Origin of the sequence: Enterococcus sp. BSD2780061688st2 D3, assembly GCF_005844145.1 — a bacterium.
GTDB lineage: Bacteria > Bacillota > Bacilli > Lactobacillales > Enterococcaceae > Enterococcus_B > Enterococcus_B durans.
Genome location: NZ_SPHN01000005.1, coordinates 19811 through 38273, shown reverse-complemented (window position 1 = coordinate 38273; position 18463 = coordinate 19811). Strand labels below are relative to the sequence as shown.

Here is an 18463-nt window from a genome sequence, read left to right as displayed (position 1 = left end):
GTTATTAAACAGAAGTTTGATTATTCGATTGAAAGGATTGTTCTATTTTATGGAATTCATCGGTATTCTATGTCTTATTTTGATTTCAACGACTATTGGTTCACATGTATCAAGACGAATCGGTATCCCAGCAGTGATCGGACAGTTATTAGTCGGTGTGTTACTTGGAGAAGCTGGGTTAGGCTGGGTCCATCCTAGTGTATTAGTCCATGATTTTTCTGAAATCGGGGTCATCTTATTGATGTTCTTAGCTGGTCTAGAAAGTGACCTTTCTTTACTGAAAAAATACTTTAAGCCAGGGATGTTCGTCGCGATTTTAGGTATCTTGTTCCCTGTCGTGTTTGGTTGGTTGACAGGAGAAGCGTTCCAAGTTTCCAATAATGAAGCGATTTTCTTCGGAATCATTTTAGCGGCAACTTCAGTGAGTATCTCCGTTGAAGTATTGAAAGAATTGAACGTTGTCAACACGAAAGAAGGCTCGACTATTTTAGGCGCATCTGTCGTTGATGATATTTTAGTGGTCTTGGTGCTAAGTTTTAGTTTATCCTTTTTGACTGGGGAGTCTTCCAGCAACCTTCCCCTTCCGCTGTTATTGGCTGAACAAGTCATTTATTTCATTTTCATCTTCTTATTGGTGAAATGGATCGCACCTTTTTTGATGTCCTTTGCTGAAAAAATTTACGCGAATTCGGCTATCATCATCGTTTCATTGGTTATTTGTCTAGGCATGTCGTTTGTTGCAGATTTGATTGGCCTAAGTTCTGTCATCGGCGCCTTTTTTGCAGGTATCGCTGTCAGCCAAACGAAAGTCAAACACGAAGTTTATCATAATGTTGAAGCGTTAGGTTACGCTGTATTTATTCCTGTCTTCTTTGTCAGTGTTGGATTAGAAGTTGATTTTTCAAACTTTGGCGAACAACTTCTATTTATTCTTGTATTGACAATCATTGCTATCCTTACAAAACTTTTTGGAGGCTATTTAGGCGCAAAAGTAGCAGGTTTTTCAACAAACAGTTCATTGATGGTCGGCGCAGGAATGATTTCTCGTGGTGAGATGGCATTGATCATTTTACAGATTGGACAGCAAAGCAAATTGATCGAGCCTCACTATTATTCTCCACTTGTCATCGTTGTTCTGCTAAGTACTTTGATTTCACCTTTAGTGCTTAAACATTTCACGAAAAAAGTGCATGAAGTATAGCAAAGCGCCTTATAGTATATTATGATTAGGGAAATGGATCTTCGTTAAACTAAAAGAAAAAAGAGGTTGCTCAATGGACAAGAGAATAAATCTGATCAGTGAGATGCTTGATTTAGCAAATGAAATCACTTGGTTAAACAAGCCGAAACTTGAAGAGGCCATCGAGGGATATCCGCTAAATGAAATCGAGTTGATCGAGAAGATAGCGAAACTTCCTGAACCCAATGTCACAAAATTAGCAGCTGCCAGCTACCTGACACGTGGCGCTATCAGCAAACAAACAAAGAAGCTTTTGGCAAAACAGTTAATTGAAAGTTACCAAAAACCAGAAAATAAAAAAGAACTATATTTTCGTTTAACGGAAGAAGGTAAGCGGCTGAACGACCGACATCAGCAGCTTCATCAAGAATTCCTTAAAGAAAATGAAGCCGTATTTGAGCAGATGTCTGCAGATGAATTCGATACCGTCTTCCGCTTTATCGGACGTTTCAGAGAACAGCTAAAAAAAACCGCAAAAAAAGAGGACTCAGCCATTTAAGGGTTGAGTTCTCTTTTTTTGTTGACAAGGAAACAAAAATCATCTACACTACTATTTATTTACTAGGAAACAAAAAAACAAATAGAGGAGCATTCTTTTGACAACTATACAAACAAAACATTCATTGATCTTTGGTTTCACATCTGTCTTCATGGTGGGGCTTGGCTTAACGCTCATCACCCCTGTTGTCCCATCGTTAGTCGCATCTTATACCACTTCACCGCATCAACAAGCGGTGGCAGTTTCATTGCTGACTTCCGTCTATGCATTTGCTATGTTTCTAGCTAGTCCTATACTTGGTGCTTTAAGTGACCGTTTTGGACGAAGAATCGTTTTGATCAGTAGCTTGATTGGGTCTTCCATTGGCTACTTGATCTTCGGGTTAGGTGGTGCGTTATGGGTGCTATTTTTAGGTAGACTCATTGAGGGACTGACTGGCGGTGAGATTTCCGCGATATTTGCATACTTCGCAGATATCACCACTGAAGAAAATCGAACAAAATATTTTGGTTGGGTCAGCGCAGTTGCAGGTATCGGAACAGCTATGGGGCCATTGATTGGCGGTGTTCTCAGCCATTTTGGTTCTGCGGTCCCGTTACTTATGGCTTCCCTTCTTACATTCATCAATGCAGTCTATGGTTATTTCTTGATGCCTGAAAGCTTGAACAAAACGAAACGGGCTTCTAAGATTTTTTTAGGACAACTCAATCCATTCAAGCAGTTACGATCGATTTTTTCCATTACCTCGTTGAAATGGTTCATGATCTGTGGCTTTTTTATTTGGTTACCTAATGGCTCGCTACAGGCTATTTTTGCTCAATTTTCGATTGATACCTTTTCTTTGAAGCCTCTCGCAATTGGCTTTACATTTTCTCTGATGGGCATCATGGACATCTTCTCTCAGACTTTCATCATGCCCCTACTCTTGAAGTACCTAAAAGATCAGCAGATCCTCCAGTTAGGGATCAGTAACGAAATCATTGGGTATGGTTTGATTTTTTTATCCGTTTTTATTCCGAAAGTCTGGATTTTCATCTTAGGAATGATCTTCTTCGGGTTTGGTGACTCCATTTTTGGCCCTTCCTTCAATGGGCTGCTCTCCAAAAAAGCAGCTGCTCGCGACCAAGGAAAGATCCAAGGCGGCGCTCAAAGCATCCAGGCGTTGGCTAGAGTAATCGGCCCCATTATCGGTGGACAACTTTATGCCAGTATCCATCATGGACTACCCGCGCTTATGGGTATCTTTTTACTAAGTTACTCTCTCTTCTTATTAAAGCAGAAAAGTCATTCCAATTTGACTTCCTATCAACGATAAACAAAAAAGCTTCGATCAATCAAAGAATATCCCTTGGTTGACCGAAGACATTTCCAATCATTACTTATTAGATCAAGCGGATCGTATAGCTACTAAGCTTACTTGAACCTAAAGCCAATCAAGGGAACAACCAGTCATCGGTTAGTCTCTCATTACAGCTCTAGTTACGGTCAATGACTTGGTTTTATTGATAGGTTTGATTCAAGTATTGCAACAGTTCAGGGGCCCGTTTCGTTGCAGAATCCCCTTCTTCTTTATTTTCTAGCATGCTGACCATCAAATAACCATTCGTATCTGGATTTACAGCAAACAAGAAGCTATTTTCCTGGCCTTTTTCATCTTGTTTTTCTTTGATTTCTGCTGTACCAGTTTTTGCAGCGATCGGGATATTCAGTGAAGCTAATGAATGGGCCGTTCCATTTACATCTTGGACAACGTCCTTCAAATCTGGGATGATCGTTTGCACCGCAGATTGGCTAATGACATTTTTCTTATCTTTTGTTTCATGATCTAAAACCAATTTTGGATACACAAGCGTTCCATTATTGGCAAAGACAGAGTACATCGTTGCTTGCTGGATCGGATTGATCAACAGCTGCCCTTGTCCATAGCCAGTGTCTGCTAACAAAATGTCTGAGTTGAAACTTTTCTCATTAGAGATTTGCGCGGGATTCATACTAAGCGGTAGATCTAGTTCTTCGCCAAATATAAATTTATTCAACCCATCACGGAAGGCCTTTTCGCCCATTTTCAGCGTTTCTTGTGCCATATAGATATTATCAGAATATACTAACGCATCTTTTAGATTTACCTGAGGGACATCACTCACCCGTGTTACTTGATACGAACCCCATGACGAATCTTTTTGCCATTTCAACCCATTGATTGAAAGAGATTCTTCTGGATTGATCGTCTGATTATCTAAACCGATGGCTGCGGTGATCATCTTGAACGTCGATCCAGGAGCATAGCCTGTCGCAAAACGACTGATGAATGGTTGGTTCTTGTTTTCTGAATATGCTTTATAGTCTTCCTGAGAAATACCATTGGTCATTTTATTTGGATCATAGCTAGGCGAACTTGCTAATACCAATAAATCTCCTGTTTTTGGTGAAGTCGCAACAGTCGATCCTGGTTTTCCCCCTAAGCTATCATAGGCTATTTTTTGTGCATCTGCATCAAGAGTTAATTTGATATCCTGCCCGTTTTTTACTTCATGATCGATCAACACTTTTTTCTCTGTACCATTTTCATCCGTAATACTTAATTTTCCGCCATTCGTTCCTCTCAGCTCTTTATCATAGGCCATTTCTAAACCAGATCGGCCGATTTTCCCATTACTACTTAATTCTGCATTTTTCTTGATATCTTCGGCAGTGATTTCTCCAATATAGCCGACCAACTGGGCAGCTGCTTCGCCTAATGGATAATAACGACCGTCAACTTCTTGAATAGTGGCACCACTAGGTAGTTCTGGTGTTTCACCATCGATGATTTTTAGGGGAACAAAATAGTCGGGTTGTACCCAGCTTTGAGAAATTGCCTGATTGATTTCCTCTTCAGTCAAATCAAACGCTTTAGCGATAGCTGTGACATTCGCTGTTTTTTCTTCGCCTTCTCCTAGTTTACCTGGTACGATCCCTAACTGTTTCAATTTGCCAGTTGTCGCCAAAGGCTTTCCATTACGATCCAAGATATTCCCTCGTTTTGCTGTTTCAGCGGTCAAGCTTACTTTATCGTTGCCTGACATTTGAGGGAAGATCAAATTAGGTTGCCAGTTGATTTTGGTTTGATCATTTTTTTTCGATAGAGTCCCTTCATAAGAAAGATCCTTTAGCTCTCCTAATGTAGTATTCATTTTTGCTTTATAGTCAAATGTATACGTGTCACTGTCTTTCTTATCGATTTTCAGATTTGAAACTTCGATTCCTTTGACATCGACTGCACCATAGATATTTTGATATTTCTCCAAAACTTCTTTTTTTGAAAAGCGATTCTTGCCTTTATTATCTACTTGGATAAGTGCTACTGCTTTTTCATAGTCGCCCTTATTTAGCTCTGTTACAAATTGTTGGATCGTTTTTTCACTGGCTTTGACTGCCTTTTCTTCTTGTTGATGCTGGTAAAGAAAATAGCCGCCACAAGCCGCTGCAAGAACCAGAATAACCCCGCCACCAACAATCAGCCCTGTTTTTTTCTTTCGATGAGTATCACTTCGTTTCATCTTTTCCCTCCACTCGTCAAATATATTCCGTTCCATTCTAACACAAGAAAAGAAGCTAGAACATAGCTTTGATTGCTTGTTCTAGCTTCTTTTACGAAAAACTTACTAATCTAAAAATTGCTTGAGAGCTTCTTGATTTTTGGTCAAATCTAATTCCAATACACTGCCAGAAGGTGTATCGTTATTGAAATCCCAACTTCCATCAACAGGGACAGATAACGTAGCTATTTTTTTGTCTTCATTCAAAAAATCAAGTCCGCAATCGATCAATACGCTTTCCGGTAAATTTGTTTTGATGCTTCCTAATAATTTACCTACCGCTTTTGGCAATTTGAGAATGGAAGTCACATCTTTAAGCTGTGAAGAGAGAGCCTTGATCACTTGTTGCTGCCGTCTGATACGGCCAAAGTCGCCTTCTTCATCTTCTCTAAAGCGTGCATATTGCAGCAATGTGTTGCCATCCATGGTTTGCTCCCCTTTTTTGATATAGACCTCATCTAAATCCAGATCTTTTTCTGCGTTGATCTTCACACCATCTGGAAATAGTTCGTTCACACAATCAATAAAATCTTGGAAAGTGATGCTTGCATAATAAGGAGCTTCAAATTTGAAGTTTTCCTTTAAAGTCTTATTAAGCAGATCCACGCCTCCGTATGAATAGGCCGCATTGATCTTATTCATACCATAACCGGGAATATCTACGTATGAATCACGCATGATCGATACTAATTTTGCTTCTTTTGTTTTTTGGTTATACTGTGCCACCATCAAAGAGTCCGAACGCCCTTCTTCTTCTTTGGATCGAGCATCTGAACCTATCAATGCAACATTGATGATCGTAGGTACATCTTTCGCTTCTACTTTTTGGACACCAGCTGATTGGTTCCCAGATGAGAATCCATGAACGAATTCAAAAGAAAAATAGCCGACTACGATGGCGATCATTGCCAAAAAAACTAGAATTATTTTTTGAAATGTTTTCATTTCATATTCCTCTTTCTAATAAGAATCTCTTACTTGAAAAATCGATCGTTGTCCTTTATGATAATCCAAGCTGAGAAATTCTCAGTTCTTCTTTTTTAGTACTTTGGGTCGATCGAGCTGCAACTCGTCGACCTGTTTGTTTCTTTGCGTTTGTCTAGAGGTGATATTCAGACTTAAACCAACTGCAAAAGATAAAATGAAATAACTCGTGCCACCATAGCTTACGAAGGGCAATGGTACTCCCGTCATGGGGATCAAGCCTAAAATACTTCCGACATTGATGCTTGTTTGCACGAGTAACCACGTACCGACTCCGATCAAAATCAAACTTGCTTGCTGATTTTGTGATTGGACACTCCTTTGAAAAATCCTAAAACACATCAGAAAAAGCAATAGTAATACAAGCAACGCCCCAATCAATCCGAATTCTTCTGCAATGATCGAAAAAATAAAATCTGTTTCAGATTCTGGCAAATAGCCTTTTTTTGTGATGCTGTTTCCTAATCCGCGTCCAAATAACCCACCATTATAAAGCGCGTAATAAGAATTACTCATTTGATATCCTGCCCCATGTTCATCGAGGAACGGATCATGGACCATCGCAATACGGCTATAGGCGTGTTCAAAAAAAGAGGGTAACAGTCCATGTTTTTCGAATAATATTACCAGTCCTGCCATCAGGATCAGACCAGCAACAGAAGAAAAGATAAGCACTACTCCTTTTTTTATTGGAATCGCTGCTGCCCAGATCATTGCTCCAGCAATTGTTAAGATCATGATTGCCCCTGCTATTTTAGGTTGAAATAAAACAAGCAGCGCCATTGTGCCAGCGAGTAATAGCGGCTTATGGATCTTATCTGGCACCTTGTCGCCATCTCTAAAAAAACGGCTAAGGTATAAAATCAAAAAAATCATTCCCAGTTCAGAAGGCTGGAACTGAATCCCTCCGATAGATATCCATCGTTGCGCTCCATTGACTGTGACAGCGAACAGACCAACTTTCATCATGAGCAATAGTAAAATAGACACCATGATACCATAGTTTATTTGTTTAGGTTTCAGCAGTATGCGCAACCTGACAGAAAATGTGAACGCAATCATGCACCAACTAAGCAGAATAAAGCAGAATTGACGAACAAACAGACTCTTCGGATCTTCTTGCGTCACGAGCAGTCGATACGAACTTGCGCTATAAATTTCTAAAAGACCGACAATTGACAAGGCCATATATGGACCTAAAATCAACCAGTCGATCTTTCTATTTTTCCACATCGCATTTCTCCCTTCTTTGACACAAGTTAGGTGAACCACGAGCGGGTAAGCATCAGTTATTTAAGCACAAGAAAAGGTCAGAAACCTTTTCGAACAAGAATTCTGACCTAGCATCATCTCATCGTCCGAGTTTTAGCACTATACAACGTAAAGAAAAATCCTTAGCTATTTGAAAAAGCCTTAATCCGACAATTCCTGTTTGACCCATTGGCGTCTTTCGACGTTTCTGAGCAATAGCTTGTGTTTGTATAGGAGCCTCACCTAACAAGGTTATTACTATTTTTATTTTTTACAGATTAATAGTAATCGTCTGATCGTTTTTACGCAATAAATTCTGGGATAAAAAAACGAAATTAAACAATCTTTAAGATATTTATTCATCAGTTGAACTCTACATAAAAAAATTCCTCTAAGATACTATATATGTTTTAGTGCTTAGAGGAATCGCTTTTCACTTTTCGGAATAAAAAGAACTATTTTACTTGTTCAATAGATTGAACAGCCCGCCGATCGTTTGATCTTTTAGTGTGACTTCTTCCCCATCGATCGTTGCTTTGATGACTTTGAAATGGTCTTGTAATGGTGGTACTTCTAGGTATTGACCTTGAAGAAACTCATTTACTGATCCATATTCTTTTTCCATTGGTTTTGCATCTTCTGCTACTTGATAATAAATGTTTAACATGTTAAAGACCCCTTATCTATGGGATAACGATTGTTACCCTTTTATAAATTAATTTATTTTAGCATAAACAAAGAAAAATAACAGCAGTTTTTTTACCCAACAGTTAGTCTGGTCGTGCCAACGTGATGATTTCACCAATCGTAGCATAATCACTTCCAGCAAGCCGGCTGATTGCATGAAGCGCTTCAGGATCGATCCGTCCTGTTTCTGGATCATAAACCAATTCATCCAAGTGATACGCTTCAATAGATAGCAAAAATAGATCGGCGGTCGTAACTGTTTCATTTTTGATTTCTACATGATCGTAAAGACTCGTTTCAAAGGTAACTTTCGCCTCATTCAGAATCGGGATCGGTGTATTCTCTGACTTTCTTGTCGTTAGATTCGTCAAGGCCAGTTCACTTTCGTCGTTTGGAAGACTTGCCGCTGTTTTGTTCACTTCAAGTAAAATTTCTGCATCAAGTACTTGGATCACCGCTTTTTTTCTTCCTACGATGTTTCTTGCAGTATCCTTCATTTCACCATCTTTTCTCTGGATTGCTAAGGATAACATCGGTGGATTTGAACTCACGATATTAAAATAGCTGAATGGCGCAATATTCAACACCTCTTTGTCAGAAATTGTCGATACGACGGCTACTGGTCTAGGAATCACCGAGCCGATCAATAATTTATAATTTTCTCTTTCAGATAATTCTGAAGGCATACGTGTAATCACTAAATCCCCCTACTTTCTTTCAATAATTGCTTGTACGTAGCAAGTCAACGTTGCTTTTAACTATCTATGAAGGCTGTCTCTTTGTCAAGAAACTCTTCCTTTTAGCAAAAGCAACGTATATTTTTAGATGCTCAATACTTCCCAAGTATAATAGTTGCCCTCATGTATATTTATCCATATGATAGTTAAAAGGAGGCGCTTTTATGAAACGTTTCTTCATACTATCACTCTTGGGCCTGAGTCCCTTGTTTCTCAGTGTTTGTACTCTTGATCCCCAAAAAGAGAACTCCCCTATTTCACAAACAACAGTAGTGACTTCAAGTACTGCTCAATTAGAATCTAGTCAAACAACAAAGGAGGAAACAGTCATGCCGATTGTTCCAGAAAGTTTATTACAAGCTGTCACTGCCAATGATCTTCAACAAGTACAAGAATTATTGAAAAATCCAGACTACCCTATTGATGAACAAAATGAAGCTGGTGAAACTCCGTTGATGATCGCTACTCATCTGAATCAGCTTGATATTGCAAAGACATTGATTGATCATGGAGCGGATATCAATCAACAAGATGGGATACAAGACAGTCCTTATCTCTATGCTAGCGCGCAAGGGAAAACAGAAATTTTAGACTATATGTTAAAAGATGGCGAACCAGATCAGCAAATCGTGAATCGCTTTGGTGGAAATGCACTGATACCCGCTGCAGAAAAAGGCCATTTAGAAAATGTCAAACTACTCTTAGCAGATGAACGAGTAAACATCGATCATCAAAACAACTACGGGTACACAGCACTGATCGAAGCAGTCGCTTTGAGAGATGGTTCTGCTATCTATCAGGAAATCGTTCAAGTATTACTAGATAACGGAGCAAACAAGGAGCTACGGGATAATTATGGAAAGACAGCTGAGGACTATGCTAGAGAATTAGGTTATTCACAACTATTGACCCAATTGACCACTACTTCCTAAAGAAAAAAGAGATTTTTAGATAAAAAGAACAGCCCATCAAAAGGTTTCTTTTTGAACCTATGGTGGGCTGCTCTTTTCGTTACTTTAAAGATATTTTAGAATAATCCTGCTTAATCTTCACTTATTATGAGCCTACTGTCTTATTTAAAAGTTTGTTTACATAATAATTATATTGTAAATATCATGTCGTTATCTACTTCTCTATTCATAAATAAAAAAATGAGATAAAAGTAATCACTCACTTTTACCTCATTTTTATTTTTAAACACTTAAGAAGAACAGCAGTCACCAAAAAGTAAAATTGGACAAAAATCAATGAGCCAATTTCTAGACTTCCTCTTAGTTCTTAAAGTTCTTGACTCGTTGCTCTACGAATAGTACCACTAATACTATTTAGAAAGTACTTTTTGTGTATCTTCAACGATTTGCGCAGGCGTTAAATGATAACGTTCGTAGAGTTCTTGCGTTGGAATGCTATCAGTAAATTCTTTTTTAGAACCAAAATTCAAGACATTGACAGAAGAATCACCATAATAACGGCTGATTTTTTCGCCAAAACCACCTGCCAGGCTACCATCTTCTAAAGTCACAACTACTTGATGGTTTTCTTTTAACTGATCCAATGTTTCACGATCAAATTCTGTGATTGTTCCAGGATTGATCAATGTTGCATCGATCCCTGCTTTTTTGAATTCTTCCACTGCTGCTTTTCCAAGTTCAAGGAACCCACCTAAAGCCAAAACAGCTACAGTTTCACCTTCATTCAACACTTGGTACGCTGGTGTCGAGTAATCTTTGGCAATTGATTCACCATGTTGTACGCCATGTGTTGGAATTCTGATTGCTACTGGTTGTTTTGTTTGCGTCAATGCCCAGTCAAGCATTGAAAGTAGATCTTCTTTAGTTGCAGGTGCAAGATATTTGATATTAGGGATACTTGAAAGATACGCAATGTCAAATGTTCCTTGGTGTGTACGATCGCTTGCAGAGATCGTTCCACCCCCAACCAAAATCACGGCTGGATTTTCATTGATTGCTAAATCATGTGATAATTGGTCATACGCACGTTGTAAGAATGTGCTTGATTGGAACACTACTGGACGAACCCCTTGTGAAGCTAAAGCTGATGCAAAAGTAATCGAATGCTGTTCCGCGATACCTACGTCAAAATAATGATCTGGATGTTTTTTCTGATACTCTTTCAAACCAAACATACCTGGAATTGCCGCATTGACAGCAACGATTGGTGTCTCACTATTCGTTGTTTTTTCATCCAAGTAGGCAATGATTGCTTGATTCAACGTTTCGCCAGTTGCTGGATGTTTTGCTTCACCAGTTGCTAGATCAAAAGGAACATGCCAATGGTATTTCATCTTGTTTTCAATTGCAGGTCCATATCCGTGACCTTTTTCAGTATGCACATGAAGAACGATTGGATGATCGATATCCTTGATTTCTTTAAATACTTGGATAACTGTTTCAAGATCATTTCCATTTGCTACATAACGGTAGTCAAATCCCATCGCTTTGAACAAGTTATTGTCACTTTGACCATTGCTTTCACGCAATTCTGCCAAATTTTGATACAAGCTACCGTGATTTTCATCAATCGACATTTCATTGTCGTTGACCAATACGATCAGATTTGAGTCCAATGCTCCGCCGTTATTCAATCCTTCGTATGCCAAACCACCACTCATTGAACCATCACCGATAAATGCCATCACATTTCCTGTTTCATGTTTCAAATCACGGGCTTTTGCTAAGCCTACAGCCAAACTGATAGAAGTTGATGTATGCCCTACCGTAAAGTAGTCATGTTCACTTTCATGTTGATTAGAATAGCCTGTAACTTCATGATAATGTCCTTCTTCAAAACCGTTCTTACGGCCTGTCAGTAATTTGTGTCCGTAAGATTGATGGGACACATCCCACACGATTTTATCCTTCGGTGAATCAAATACATAATGAAAGGCAATCGTTAATTCAGTTACTCCTAGGTTAGGACCCACATGTCCACCGACTGCGCTATCTTTCTGTAAAATCATTTGACGCATTTCATCAGCTAATAACGTCATTTCTTCAATTGTTAATTGTTTAACGTCTGCAGGACCATTTACTTTGTCCAATATACGTTCAGTTGTAGTCATGAATTGTTCTCTCCCTTATCAGCTACTTATTCGCGCTGCTTTTTGCAAGAAAATAGAGTTTCTAGCACAGGAATCATTGTACTACTTGGAGTCAACTCTAAGTCAAGGGGATTTTCAAAAAAAATAAAAAAAGAGGAGCGAATTTTCTAGTAAGTAAACATCTATATGTAACTTTCTAAAATTTTCATCAAACAGCTGTTTCTCTTTTCATTGTGAACACTTGCGGATATTATGAAAACAAGGAGCCTGTCTCTTCATTTTGGTTCTGAGCTTCTTCTGTATAAAAGTATCCCATTCTCCATCTTTGCTACTATAAATATTTCCTGAAGACTTAAAGGTCCTTGGATCTTCTATTGATATAGCTGCATCAATACAAAAAGAATATTCCCAATGTTATGACCAAACTCATCACTAAATAGAAAAGTTTTGTCTTTCGCGACATTTGCGATTCCACGTCATTCCCACCTTTCTATAGTTTATTTATGTACAATTCGCTTTTAGCATGTTGATTTTCTGTTGTTGTGAAGGTCTCCCGAACATACTGAAAAAGCATCATGAACGACAAAAATCTTCGGCAATCGATAAGTATCAGATGCGTCCATACTATTATTAGAAGTAAAAATATTGTTTGCAATGAAGACAAAAAAGTCCAAACGACGTCTGAACTCTTTCTATCCATAGAGAAGGGCGTGGGACAAAAGTGGGAAACACTTCTGTCCCAGTCTCCATAACTGTCTCGATCTCTTCCACCATAGGATTAAAAAACTTAGTGTTAATAAAAGGTTAAAAAATAAAACCGTATCCGCATTTTTTTTAAGTACTAAGAGTTAAAAATTTGCGCCCAAATAATCTAAAGCCCACTTTCCCCCTCATCTCTCTCCTCAAATACCTGCTTAGCAACTGTCACTGCATTTAATACTCGGGGAAATCCCACATATGGAATGGCTTGGATAAACGTTTCAATGATTTGTTCTCGTGTCAAACCAACATTTAGCGAACCATTGATATGAACGTATAGTTGCGGAGCTGTATCTCCTTGAGTTAGTAAGCTTGTAATAGTAATCATTTCCCGTTCTTTAAGATTTAAAATATCACGGTCATAGATATCACCAAAAGCAAACTCAATGATATAGCGGCCAATGTCTTGTGGTAAACCTTCTAGTGAATCAATCACCGCTTGTCCAGCTTGACGATCAATCTTCTCCAAATTCTTCAATCCGTCATTAAAACGTTCCGTATTTGTCATAATGGTACCTCCTTAAAGTCCACATTATTTCTTGTGGTTGAAATAAGATTAAATGCTGGAGTACTGTCCATGTCAATATTTTTTATTTTCACCATTGACAAGCAACAGTAATGAGAGTAGCCTACGACATAAAATACAGCAATGAGAATGGAGCGAATCCTATGCATTACTCGATTGGTAAATTTTCTAAAATGTGCGGACTAACGATTGATACCCTTCGCTTTTATGAAAAACAAGGACTGATATTTTCAAATCGTGGTGCTGACAATAGACGATTTTATACAGAGAAAGACTTGATTTGGGTAGAATTTATCCTCCGTTTAAAGAAAACTGGCATGACTATCAAAAATATGCAAGAATATGCGCAGCTTCGTTACAAAGGGGATGAAACAATCCCTGATCGAATCAAACTTCTATTCGATCAATTAGACTCGTTATACGAACAACAAAATCAAATCAACGATCACATTGATTTCTTAGAGAAAAAAATACAACTATATCAAGAAATGAAAGTAAACCAAAAAAGTCCAAACGACGTCTGAACTCTTTCTATCCATAGAGAAAGGGACAGATGTGTTGCACTCCGAGAGATAAAGTCGAATCCCTGAAATTCATCAACGATGATTTTTAGGAAAGTCTTTTTATCCTCTTCACACATCTGTCCCTACTACATATTCTTGCTTAATGGATCGACTTAAAAGTCCTCTTATAATTTACGAGCAAAGAAAGAGACGATCAATACAAGTATGATTGCTCCAATCAATGAAGGAACGATTGCCATCCCACCAATTACTGGACCCCATGAACCTAGTAAAGCTTGCCCAATTGCAGACCCAACTAAACCAGCGATCACGTTTGCAATGATGCCCATTGAAGACCCTTTATTTGTAATTGCTCCTGCAATTGCTCCGATAATACCACCAACGATTAATGACCAAATAAATCCCATTTTAATTTCCTCCTATATGCTACTTTTTCCAGTTTTTTTCTTTTTATTATTGTACACGAGGTTCCGCGTTATCTTTTACTTTTTGTGTTCCTTTGCTTACAGCAGATTTTGCTTTATCTGTTTGTTTTGAAGCAAATTGTCCTGTTGTTTTTGCTGCATCTGTCACTTTATCTTGGACAGTTTCTTGATCTTTTTCATACTCTTCTTGTGTTTTGATGTCTACGACGTTCACATTCACTTCGATCACATCTAAGTGAGTCATGTCGTTTACTTCGCGACTGATCAAGTCTTTGATTTGTTCGTAGATGTCTTCAATGTCTTTGCCATATTCAACAACAACGTCTAAATCAACAGCTACTTGTTTTTTGCCGACTTCTGCATTGATACCCGCAGTAACGTTATCTGTATTGACTAATTTTTCAGCGATGTTTGAGAAGAAGCCGCCGTCAAGTGTCAATAATCCGTCAACATCTTTCAATGCGTAACCAATGATCTTTTGGATGACTTTATCTTCATAAGTCAATTCACCTTTAGAGATATGGCTGTCTTCTGTGTGAGTACCGTTAGCAGTTACGTTCATGTTTTTCATCTCTTTGTTTTCCATCTTTTATTCCTCCTATGATTTAAAAAAATGATCTAAAATTTTAGTTTCTTTTAAATAAAAACCAATTCCTACGCCAATCGCAGTCATGATGATTATCAAAAGAGTTTTAAAAAAACCTACTGTAAGCCATAAGATAGCTAGTAGTAACCCAAGTCCCCCGAAAATAATCGGGAGCTTGTATGTTGAAAATAATTCTTTCATTTTAAGTCCCTCCTATTCTACTCGAGAGTGCTTGTTATCTCTAGTATTTTGCTCTTCATAGCCACTATATGTCACAGCTACACCAATATTTTGCTCTGTGCCAAGTACGTTTCTGACTTTTTGCTCGATTTCTCGCATCAATGCACTTGTTTTTCCAACTAATGAAGATGTACGTTTTAAATCGCCTTTCACATGAACGTTGATCTTGTTTTTCGTTGAACGTATTTTTACTTTCGGCGAACCAACAAATTCTTCTTCATGCAATTGTGACCGAACCAATCCTTCGATTGCTTTCTTGTCCAACGTCAGTGTACCGTCCTTTTGTTTTAGTACAAATGTGCCTTTTGATTTTGGATAGAATAGTACGACCAATAACAAAATAAACACAAGAATAGCAAAAACGACAGCTGCCCAAAATAGATATTGCTGCATATAGTAGTTTGTGATAACGAAGAAGCGAAATCTTTCCAACTGTTTTGGCATGATATACGGGGCATTGATCACAGCTACACCTAGAAGTACGGATAATAAAAACAAACTTGCGATAATACCGATTATCTTCCACCCTTTATTCATTTTCCACCTCCTACCCTTACTATACTGATGATATTTTTTCGTTATCTAAAAAAGCCAACTACCTAGAATATCGAAGCGCTACCAACCATTGCTGACTCGGATAGGCGTTTTCTCTACTTCTAGCCCGATAAACATAAATAACGAATAAACTCAAAAGTATTTTTTGCTTTTTTTCTATTGGGTATAGTTAAAGGATAGTATCCAACATTAAAAATTGCAAAGATAATGCTCAATTAATATTACAAAAAATAAATCAATTATTAGAGTTTTCTGATTATTCATCGATCACAGGATTTTATACAAAAATTAAAAACATGATGTTTTCAACGTTGTTACCCTTTTCAAAAAAGCATAAAATGAATTATACTGAAATTAGCTCATCTAATTTTTTTGAATGTGATAACCTAAAAAAAACAGATTCTTTTGAATCGATAAGTGAGGTGCTCTCATGGTAAAAAAAATCGTTTATGCCTGTATAACAACAATAATTTATCTAATTGTGTCAAATGTTGGTAATTTGTTTTTTGGTGTTTCGAAGGAATTCAGCTGGACGACTACGCTTTGGGAATCCTTTTTCTTCTTTATTTTTGTTCTTTTATTACAGAACTATCGAAAAAAGTAAGAAATTTTACAAGCTTTTTTCTCAACCAATCATAGGTACGTTTCTATTGTTGCCAAATGTTTCAACGGGTACGATCTTTAAAGAACTATTGCATCGATCAGTAGGACTACGAAAGATTTAACTATTTATTTTGTGCATATCATGCTATAATAAAGAAAGTACGAAAAATATGTTATGCGACATTTTAATTTGTTTTGTTGAAATTTAATCCCACTGGCGTAACTTCAGGGTTACAAGGATGTATTAGTGGTTAGGGAATACATTGTTTAAATGAGAAATAGTTAATCTTTAGTAATGGTTTTACAGCTTTAAATAATAATATTGATTCGTTAGATCGCCTTTTCTCAAAAAGAAGAGGCTTTCGTTCACCTCACTATTTATCGATAAACAATAAAGATATATCGTATAACGAAAAGGAATGATGTATATGAACGTATTTTTTACAAAAATAATGGTGCTTCTCTTAAATCTTGGTTTTATCCTTCTTGGATTGCTTTTAACCGTCCAAGTGACTACAAGCGCCCCCACACCTATGATTGGCAAACCCTTCTAATGGTGGGTATGCTTTACTTTATTCTTTTGAACTGTCTATTCATTGGCAGTAGATTATTCCGATTATTGACCCAAGCAGCGAATAATCAAGTCTTTTCCTCAGCCAGCTTAGCTATCTTCAAACAACTACGTGGTGCCTTACTGCTGATTGTTCTAGCTGTTTGTGGCTTATTGCCTAAGTTTTATCTTTTAGCAGATTTGAGTGATTCACCTGGGATCATGCTTCTCGGTGGTTGTATCATTTTATTCCCATTCGCTATTTATGTGTTATCGACTACCCTTTGCCGTCTACTGGAAGAAGCAATCTATTTAAAGAACGAGTCTGATTTAACTGTGTGAGGAGTGAGAAGATGGCAATAATTATCCATTTGGATGTGATGTTAGCAAAACGAAAAATGAGTGTAACTGACTTAAGTGACAAGGTTGGGATCACGATGGCCAATATCTCTATTTTAAAAAATGGCAAAGCAAAAGCGATCCGCTTTTCTACCCTCGACAAAATTTGCGAGGTCTTGCATTGTCAACCTGGAGATATTATCGAATACGTAAAAGATGAGCCAATGGAAAAATAACTACAAAAAAGCTGTTAAACTGATTCCTTAGTGTAGTTATCGAGTATAGGACAAATCTAAAAATCAGGTTGCTATAGACTCTCGAATAAACGAAAGTTCCAAAGTCATTTTTTCGGAAATTTCAAAAGAAAAGCATGAGACAAAAGTAAGAAACACTTTTGTCTCATGCTTTAAAAACGAATAAACGGAGGGATCAGAAGCAACTCCTCCTTAAATAAGCCGAAATCCACAAAGATTTGAAAAAGTAATTTCCGTGAATTTCTTCTTATTTCTCGGAGTTAAACACTTCTGTCCCAGCCTTTTTTCATTTTACAAAAATCATCAGTCATTATTGATAAAGAGCCGATTTTTCTCGATAAATCTATTTAACTTTTTCATATCATTTACTGATAGCATTCCAACTTTTTTAAAAGTTATGTTTTCTTTGCTTTTGGGTATAGCCTTTAAAGTACCAACGTCAATCCATGATTGTTTTTGTAAACCTACTTCTTTCCATTCAGTAATTGGAAAATACACTCTCTTTATTTTTTCTAACTTATTCTCATATTGGCTTGTGATTCCAAAGAACTCTACCCTATCTTTTTTATCACTAACTACCAAGATTGGTCTTCTTTTCCCACCATCTTTAAATGCTACGTATACCATCACTATTTCATTACGCTTCATCGAACCACACATCTAACTTTTCATCTGTATCTAGAACATCCACCGGCATATTCTTAGTTAGCTGTTGCAATCTGATTGCTTGCTTTTCTTCTTCACTTAGCTTTATATCTACTGGAAATTCGCCTCTAGCGACAACTTGTTTGTAAAGAATTGTAATTGCTGTTGTAGCATTTAAGCCCAACTCCTCCAATATCATTTCTGCATTCTCTTTTAGTTCTTTGTCTATTCCAACTTGTATCCTACTTTTTTCAGTTGAATTTTTCACCTTCATTAACTTTCTCCCCTTTTGAGTATTTTATACTCTTTGTAATGCCATTATACTATATTTATGATTATAATATACTCTTTTTAGCTAATTTGCAAATAATCAAATCCATAGTTCTCAAGCTTGCGTCTTCATGTTCACTTAATACAATT

20 protein-coding genes and 1 riboswitch are annotated in these 18463 nt (G+C 37.4%); of the genes, 7 read left to right on the top strand and 13 right to left on the bottom strand.

What is annotated here, in order from left to right; translation table 11 throughout:
- Window positions 1-49: 49 nt before the first annotated feature.
- The 3 genes from FGQ66_RS05570 to FGQ66_RS05560 all read left to right on the top strand — a co-directional run bounded on the left by FGQ66_RS05570 (window position 50) and on the right by FGQ66_RS05560 (window position 3054).
- Window positions 50-1201, top strand: coding sequence for a cation:proton antiporter (locus FGQ66_RS05570; RefSeq protein ID WP_081133632.1), 1152 nt, complete (start codon window positions 50-52; stop codon window positions 1199-1201).
- Window positions 1202-1274: 73 nt separating this feature from the next.
- Window positions 1275-1739, top strand: coding sequence for a MarR family transcriptional regulator (locus FGQ66_RS05565; protein WP_081133633.1), 465 nt, complete (start codon window positions 1275-1277; stop codon window positions 1737-1739).
- A 97-nt stretch (window positions 1740-1836) separates the two neighbouring features.
- A complete protein-coding gene (locus FGQ66_RS05560) occupies window positions 1837-3054 on the top strand; it encodes an MFS transporter (protein ID WP_138301962.1) in 1218 nt (405 codons plus the stop codon).
- A 184-nt stretch (window positions 3055-3238) separates the two neighbouring features.
- On the opposite strand, the gene pbp4 is transcribed toward FGQ66_RS05560, so the two are convergent.
- From pbp4 to FGQ66_RS05535, 5 genes are all read right to left on the bottom strand, one after another.
- Complete coding sequence (gene pbp4, locus FGQ66_RS05555; RefSeq protein ID WP_138301961.1) at window positions 3239-5278, bottom strand: penicillin-binding protein PBP4(5); 2040 nt, start codon at window positions 5276-5278, stop codon at window positions 3239-3241.
- Window positions 5279-5383: 105 nt separating this feature from the next.
- The gene (locus FGQ66_RS05550) at window positions 5384-6262 is read right to left on the bottom strand and encodes an LCP family protein (protein WP_138301960.1); all 879 of its coding nucleotides are present in this window, start codon (window positions 6260-6262) and stop codon (window positions 5384-5386) included.
- A gap of 81 nt (window positions 6263-6343) precedes the next feature.
- Window positions 6344-7534, bottom strand: coding sequence for an FtsW/RodA/SpoVE family cell cycle protein (locus FGQ66_RS05545; protein WP_138301959.1), 1191 nt, complete (start codon window positions 7532-7534; stop codon window positions 6344-6346).
- A 110-nt stretch (window positions 7535-7644) separates the two neighbouring features.
- A riboswitch (M-box (ykoK) riboswitch) is annotated at window positions 7645-7810 on the bottom strand.
- Window positions 7811-8012: 202 nt separating this feature from the next.
- Window positions 8013-8219: a hypothetical protein gene (locus FGQ66_RS05540; protein WP_016176610.1), complete on the bottom strand. Its 207-nt coding sequence runs from the start codon at window positions 8217-8219 to the stop codon at window positions 8013-8015.
- A 103-nt stretch (window positions 8220-8322) separates the two neighbouring features.
- On the bottom strand, window positions 8323-8937 hold the full coding sequence (locus FGQ66_RS05535) for a flavin reductase family protein (protein WP_081133638.1): 615 nt from the start codon (window positions 8935-8937) through the stop codon (window positions 8323-8325).
- A gap of 203 nt (window positions 8938-9140) precedes the next feature.
- On the opposite strand from FGQ66_RS05535, the gene FGQ66_RS05530 reads away from it, so the two are divergent.
- Complete coding sequence (locus FGQ66_RS05530; RefSeq protein WP_138301958.1) at window positions 9141-9908, top strand: ankyrin repeat domain-containing protein; 768 nt, start codon at window positions 9141-9143, stop codon at window positions 9906-9908.
- 389 nt (window positions 9909-10297) lie between these two features.
- Here the strand turns inward: FGQ66_RS05530 and FGQ66_RS05525 are convergent, their stop codons facing one another.
- Window positions 10298-12058, bottom strand: coding sequence for a 1-deoxy-D-xylulose-5-phosphate synthase (locus tag FGQ66_RS05525; RefSeq protein WP_138301957.1), 1761 nt, complete (start codon window positions 12056-12058; stop codon window positions 10298-10300).
- Window positions 12059-12908: 850 nt separating this feature from the next.
- Window positions 12909-13304, bottom strand: a complete 396-nt coding sequence (locus FGQ66_RS05520; RefSeq protein ID WP_113845632.1) for a carboxymuconolactone decarboxylase family protein — start codon at window positions 13302-13304, stop codon at window positions 12909-12911.
- Window positions 13305-13465: 161 nt separating this feature from the next.
- Between FGQ66_RS05520 and FGQ66_RS05515 the strand changes: the two genes are divergently transcribed.
- Window positions 13466-13846: a MerR family transcriptional regulator gene (locus FGQ66_RS05515; protein ID WP_113845633.1), complete on the top strand. Its 381-nt coding sequence runs from the start codon at window positions 13466-13468 to the stop codon at window positions 13844-13846.
- A gap of 164 nt (window positions 13847-14010) precedes the next feature.
- On the opposite strand, the gene FGQ66_RS05510 is transcribed toward FGQ66_RS05515, so the two are convergent.
- From FGQ66_RS05510 to amaP, 4 genes are read right to left on the bottom strand one after another with little or no spacing between them, the layout of a single operon-like run.
- Entirely contained in the window at window positions 14011-14253 is a 243-nt protein-coding gene (locus FGQ66_RS05510; protein ID WP_081133641.1) for a GlsB/YeaQ/YmgE family stress response membrane protein, read from the bottom strand.
- Window positions 14254-14299: 46 nt separating this feature from the next.
- On the bottom strand, window positions 14300-14857 hold the full coding sequence (locus FGQ66_RS05505) for an Asp23/Gls24 family envelope stress response protein (RefSeq protein WP_016176606.1): 558 nt from the start codon (window positions 14855-14857) through the stop codon (window positions 14300-14302).
- A 12-nt stretch (window positions 14858-14869) separates the two neighbouring features.
- Window positions 14870-15058 carry a DUF2273 domain-containing protein gene (locus FGQ66_RS05500; RefSeq protein ID WP_005875246.1) on the bottom strand — a complete coding sequence of 63 codons (189 nt, stop codon included), beginning with the start codon at window positions 15056-15058 and terminating at the stop codon, window positions 14870-14872.
- 12 nt (window positions 15059-15070) lie between these two features.
- Window positions 15071-15634, bottom strand: coding sequence for an alkaline shock response membrane anchor protein AmaP (gene amaP, locus FGQ66_RS05495; protein ID WP_005875247.1), 564 nt, complete (start codon window positions 15632-15634; stop codon window positions 15071-15073).
- Between the two features lie 1183 nt (window positions 15635-16817).
- Here amaP and FGQ66_RS05490 point away from each other — a divergent pair.
- Both FGQ66_RS05490 and FGQ66_RS05485 read left to right on the top strand, forming a co-directional pair.
- Entirely contained in the window at window positions 16818-17147 is a 330-nt protein-coding gene (locus FGQ66_RS05490) for a DUF2975 domain-containing protein (RefSeq protein ID WP_230315233.1), read from the top strand.
- 11 nt (window positions 17148-17158) lie between these two features.
- Entirely contained in the window at window positions 17159-17380 is a 222-nt protein-coding gene (locus tag FGQ66_RS05485) for a helix-turn-helix domain-containing protein (RefSeq protein WP_005875249.1), read from the top strand.
- Window positions 17381-17701: 321 nt separating this feature from the next.
- Here the strand turns inward: FGQ66_RS05485 and FGQ66_RS05480 are convergent, their stop codons facing one another.
- Window positions 17702-18046: a type II toxin-antitoxin system PemK/MazF family toxin gene (locus tag FGQ66_RS05480; RefSeq protein ID WP_138301956.1), complete on the bottom strand. Its 345-nt coding sequence runs from the start codon at window positions 18044-18046 to the stop codon at window positions 17702-17704.
- The gene (locus FGQ66_RS05475; protein ID WP_053109036.1) at window positions 18036-18317 is read right to left on the bottom strand and encodes a type II toxin-antitoxin system RelB/DinJ family antitoxin; all 282 of its coding nucleotides are present in this window, start codon (window positions 18315-18317) and stop codon (window positions 18036-18038) included. Before FGQ66_RS05475 ends, FGQ66_RS05480 begins: the two co-directional genes overlap by 11 nt.
- Between the last annotated feature and the right edge of the window lie 146 nt (window positions 18318-18463).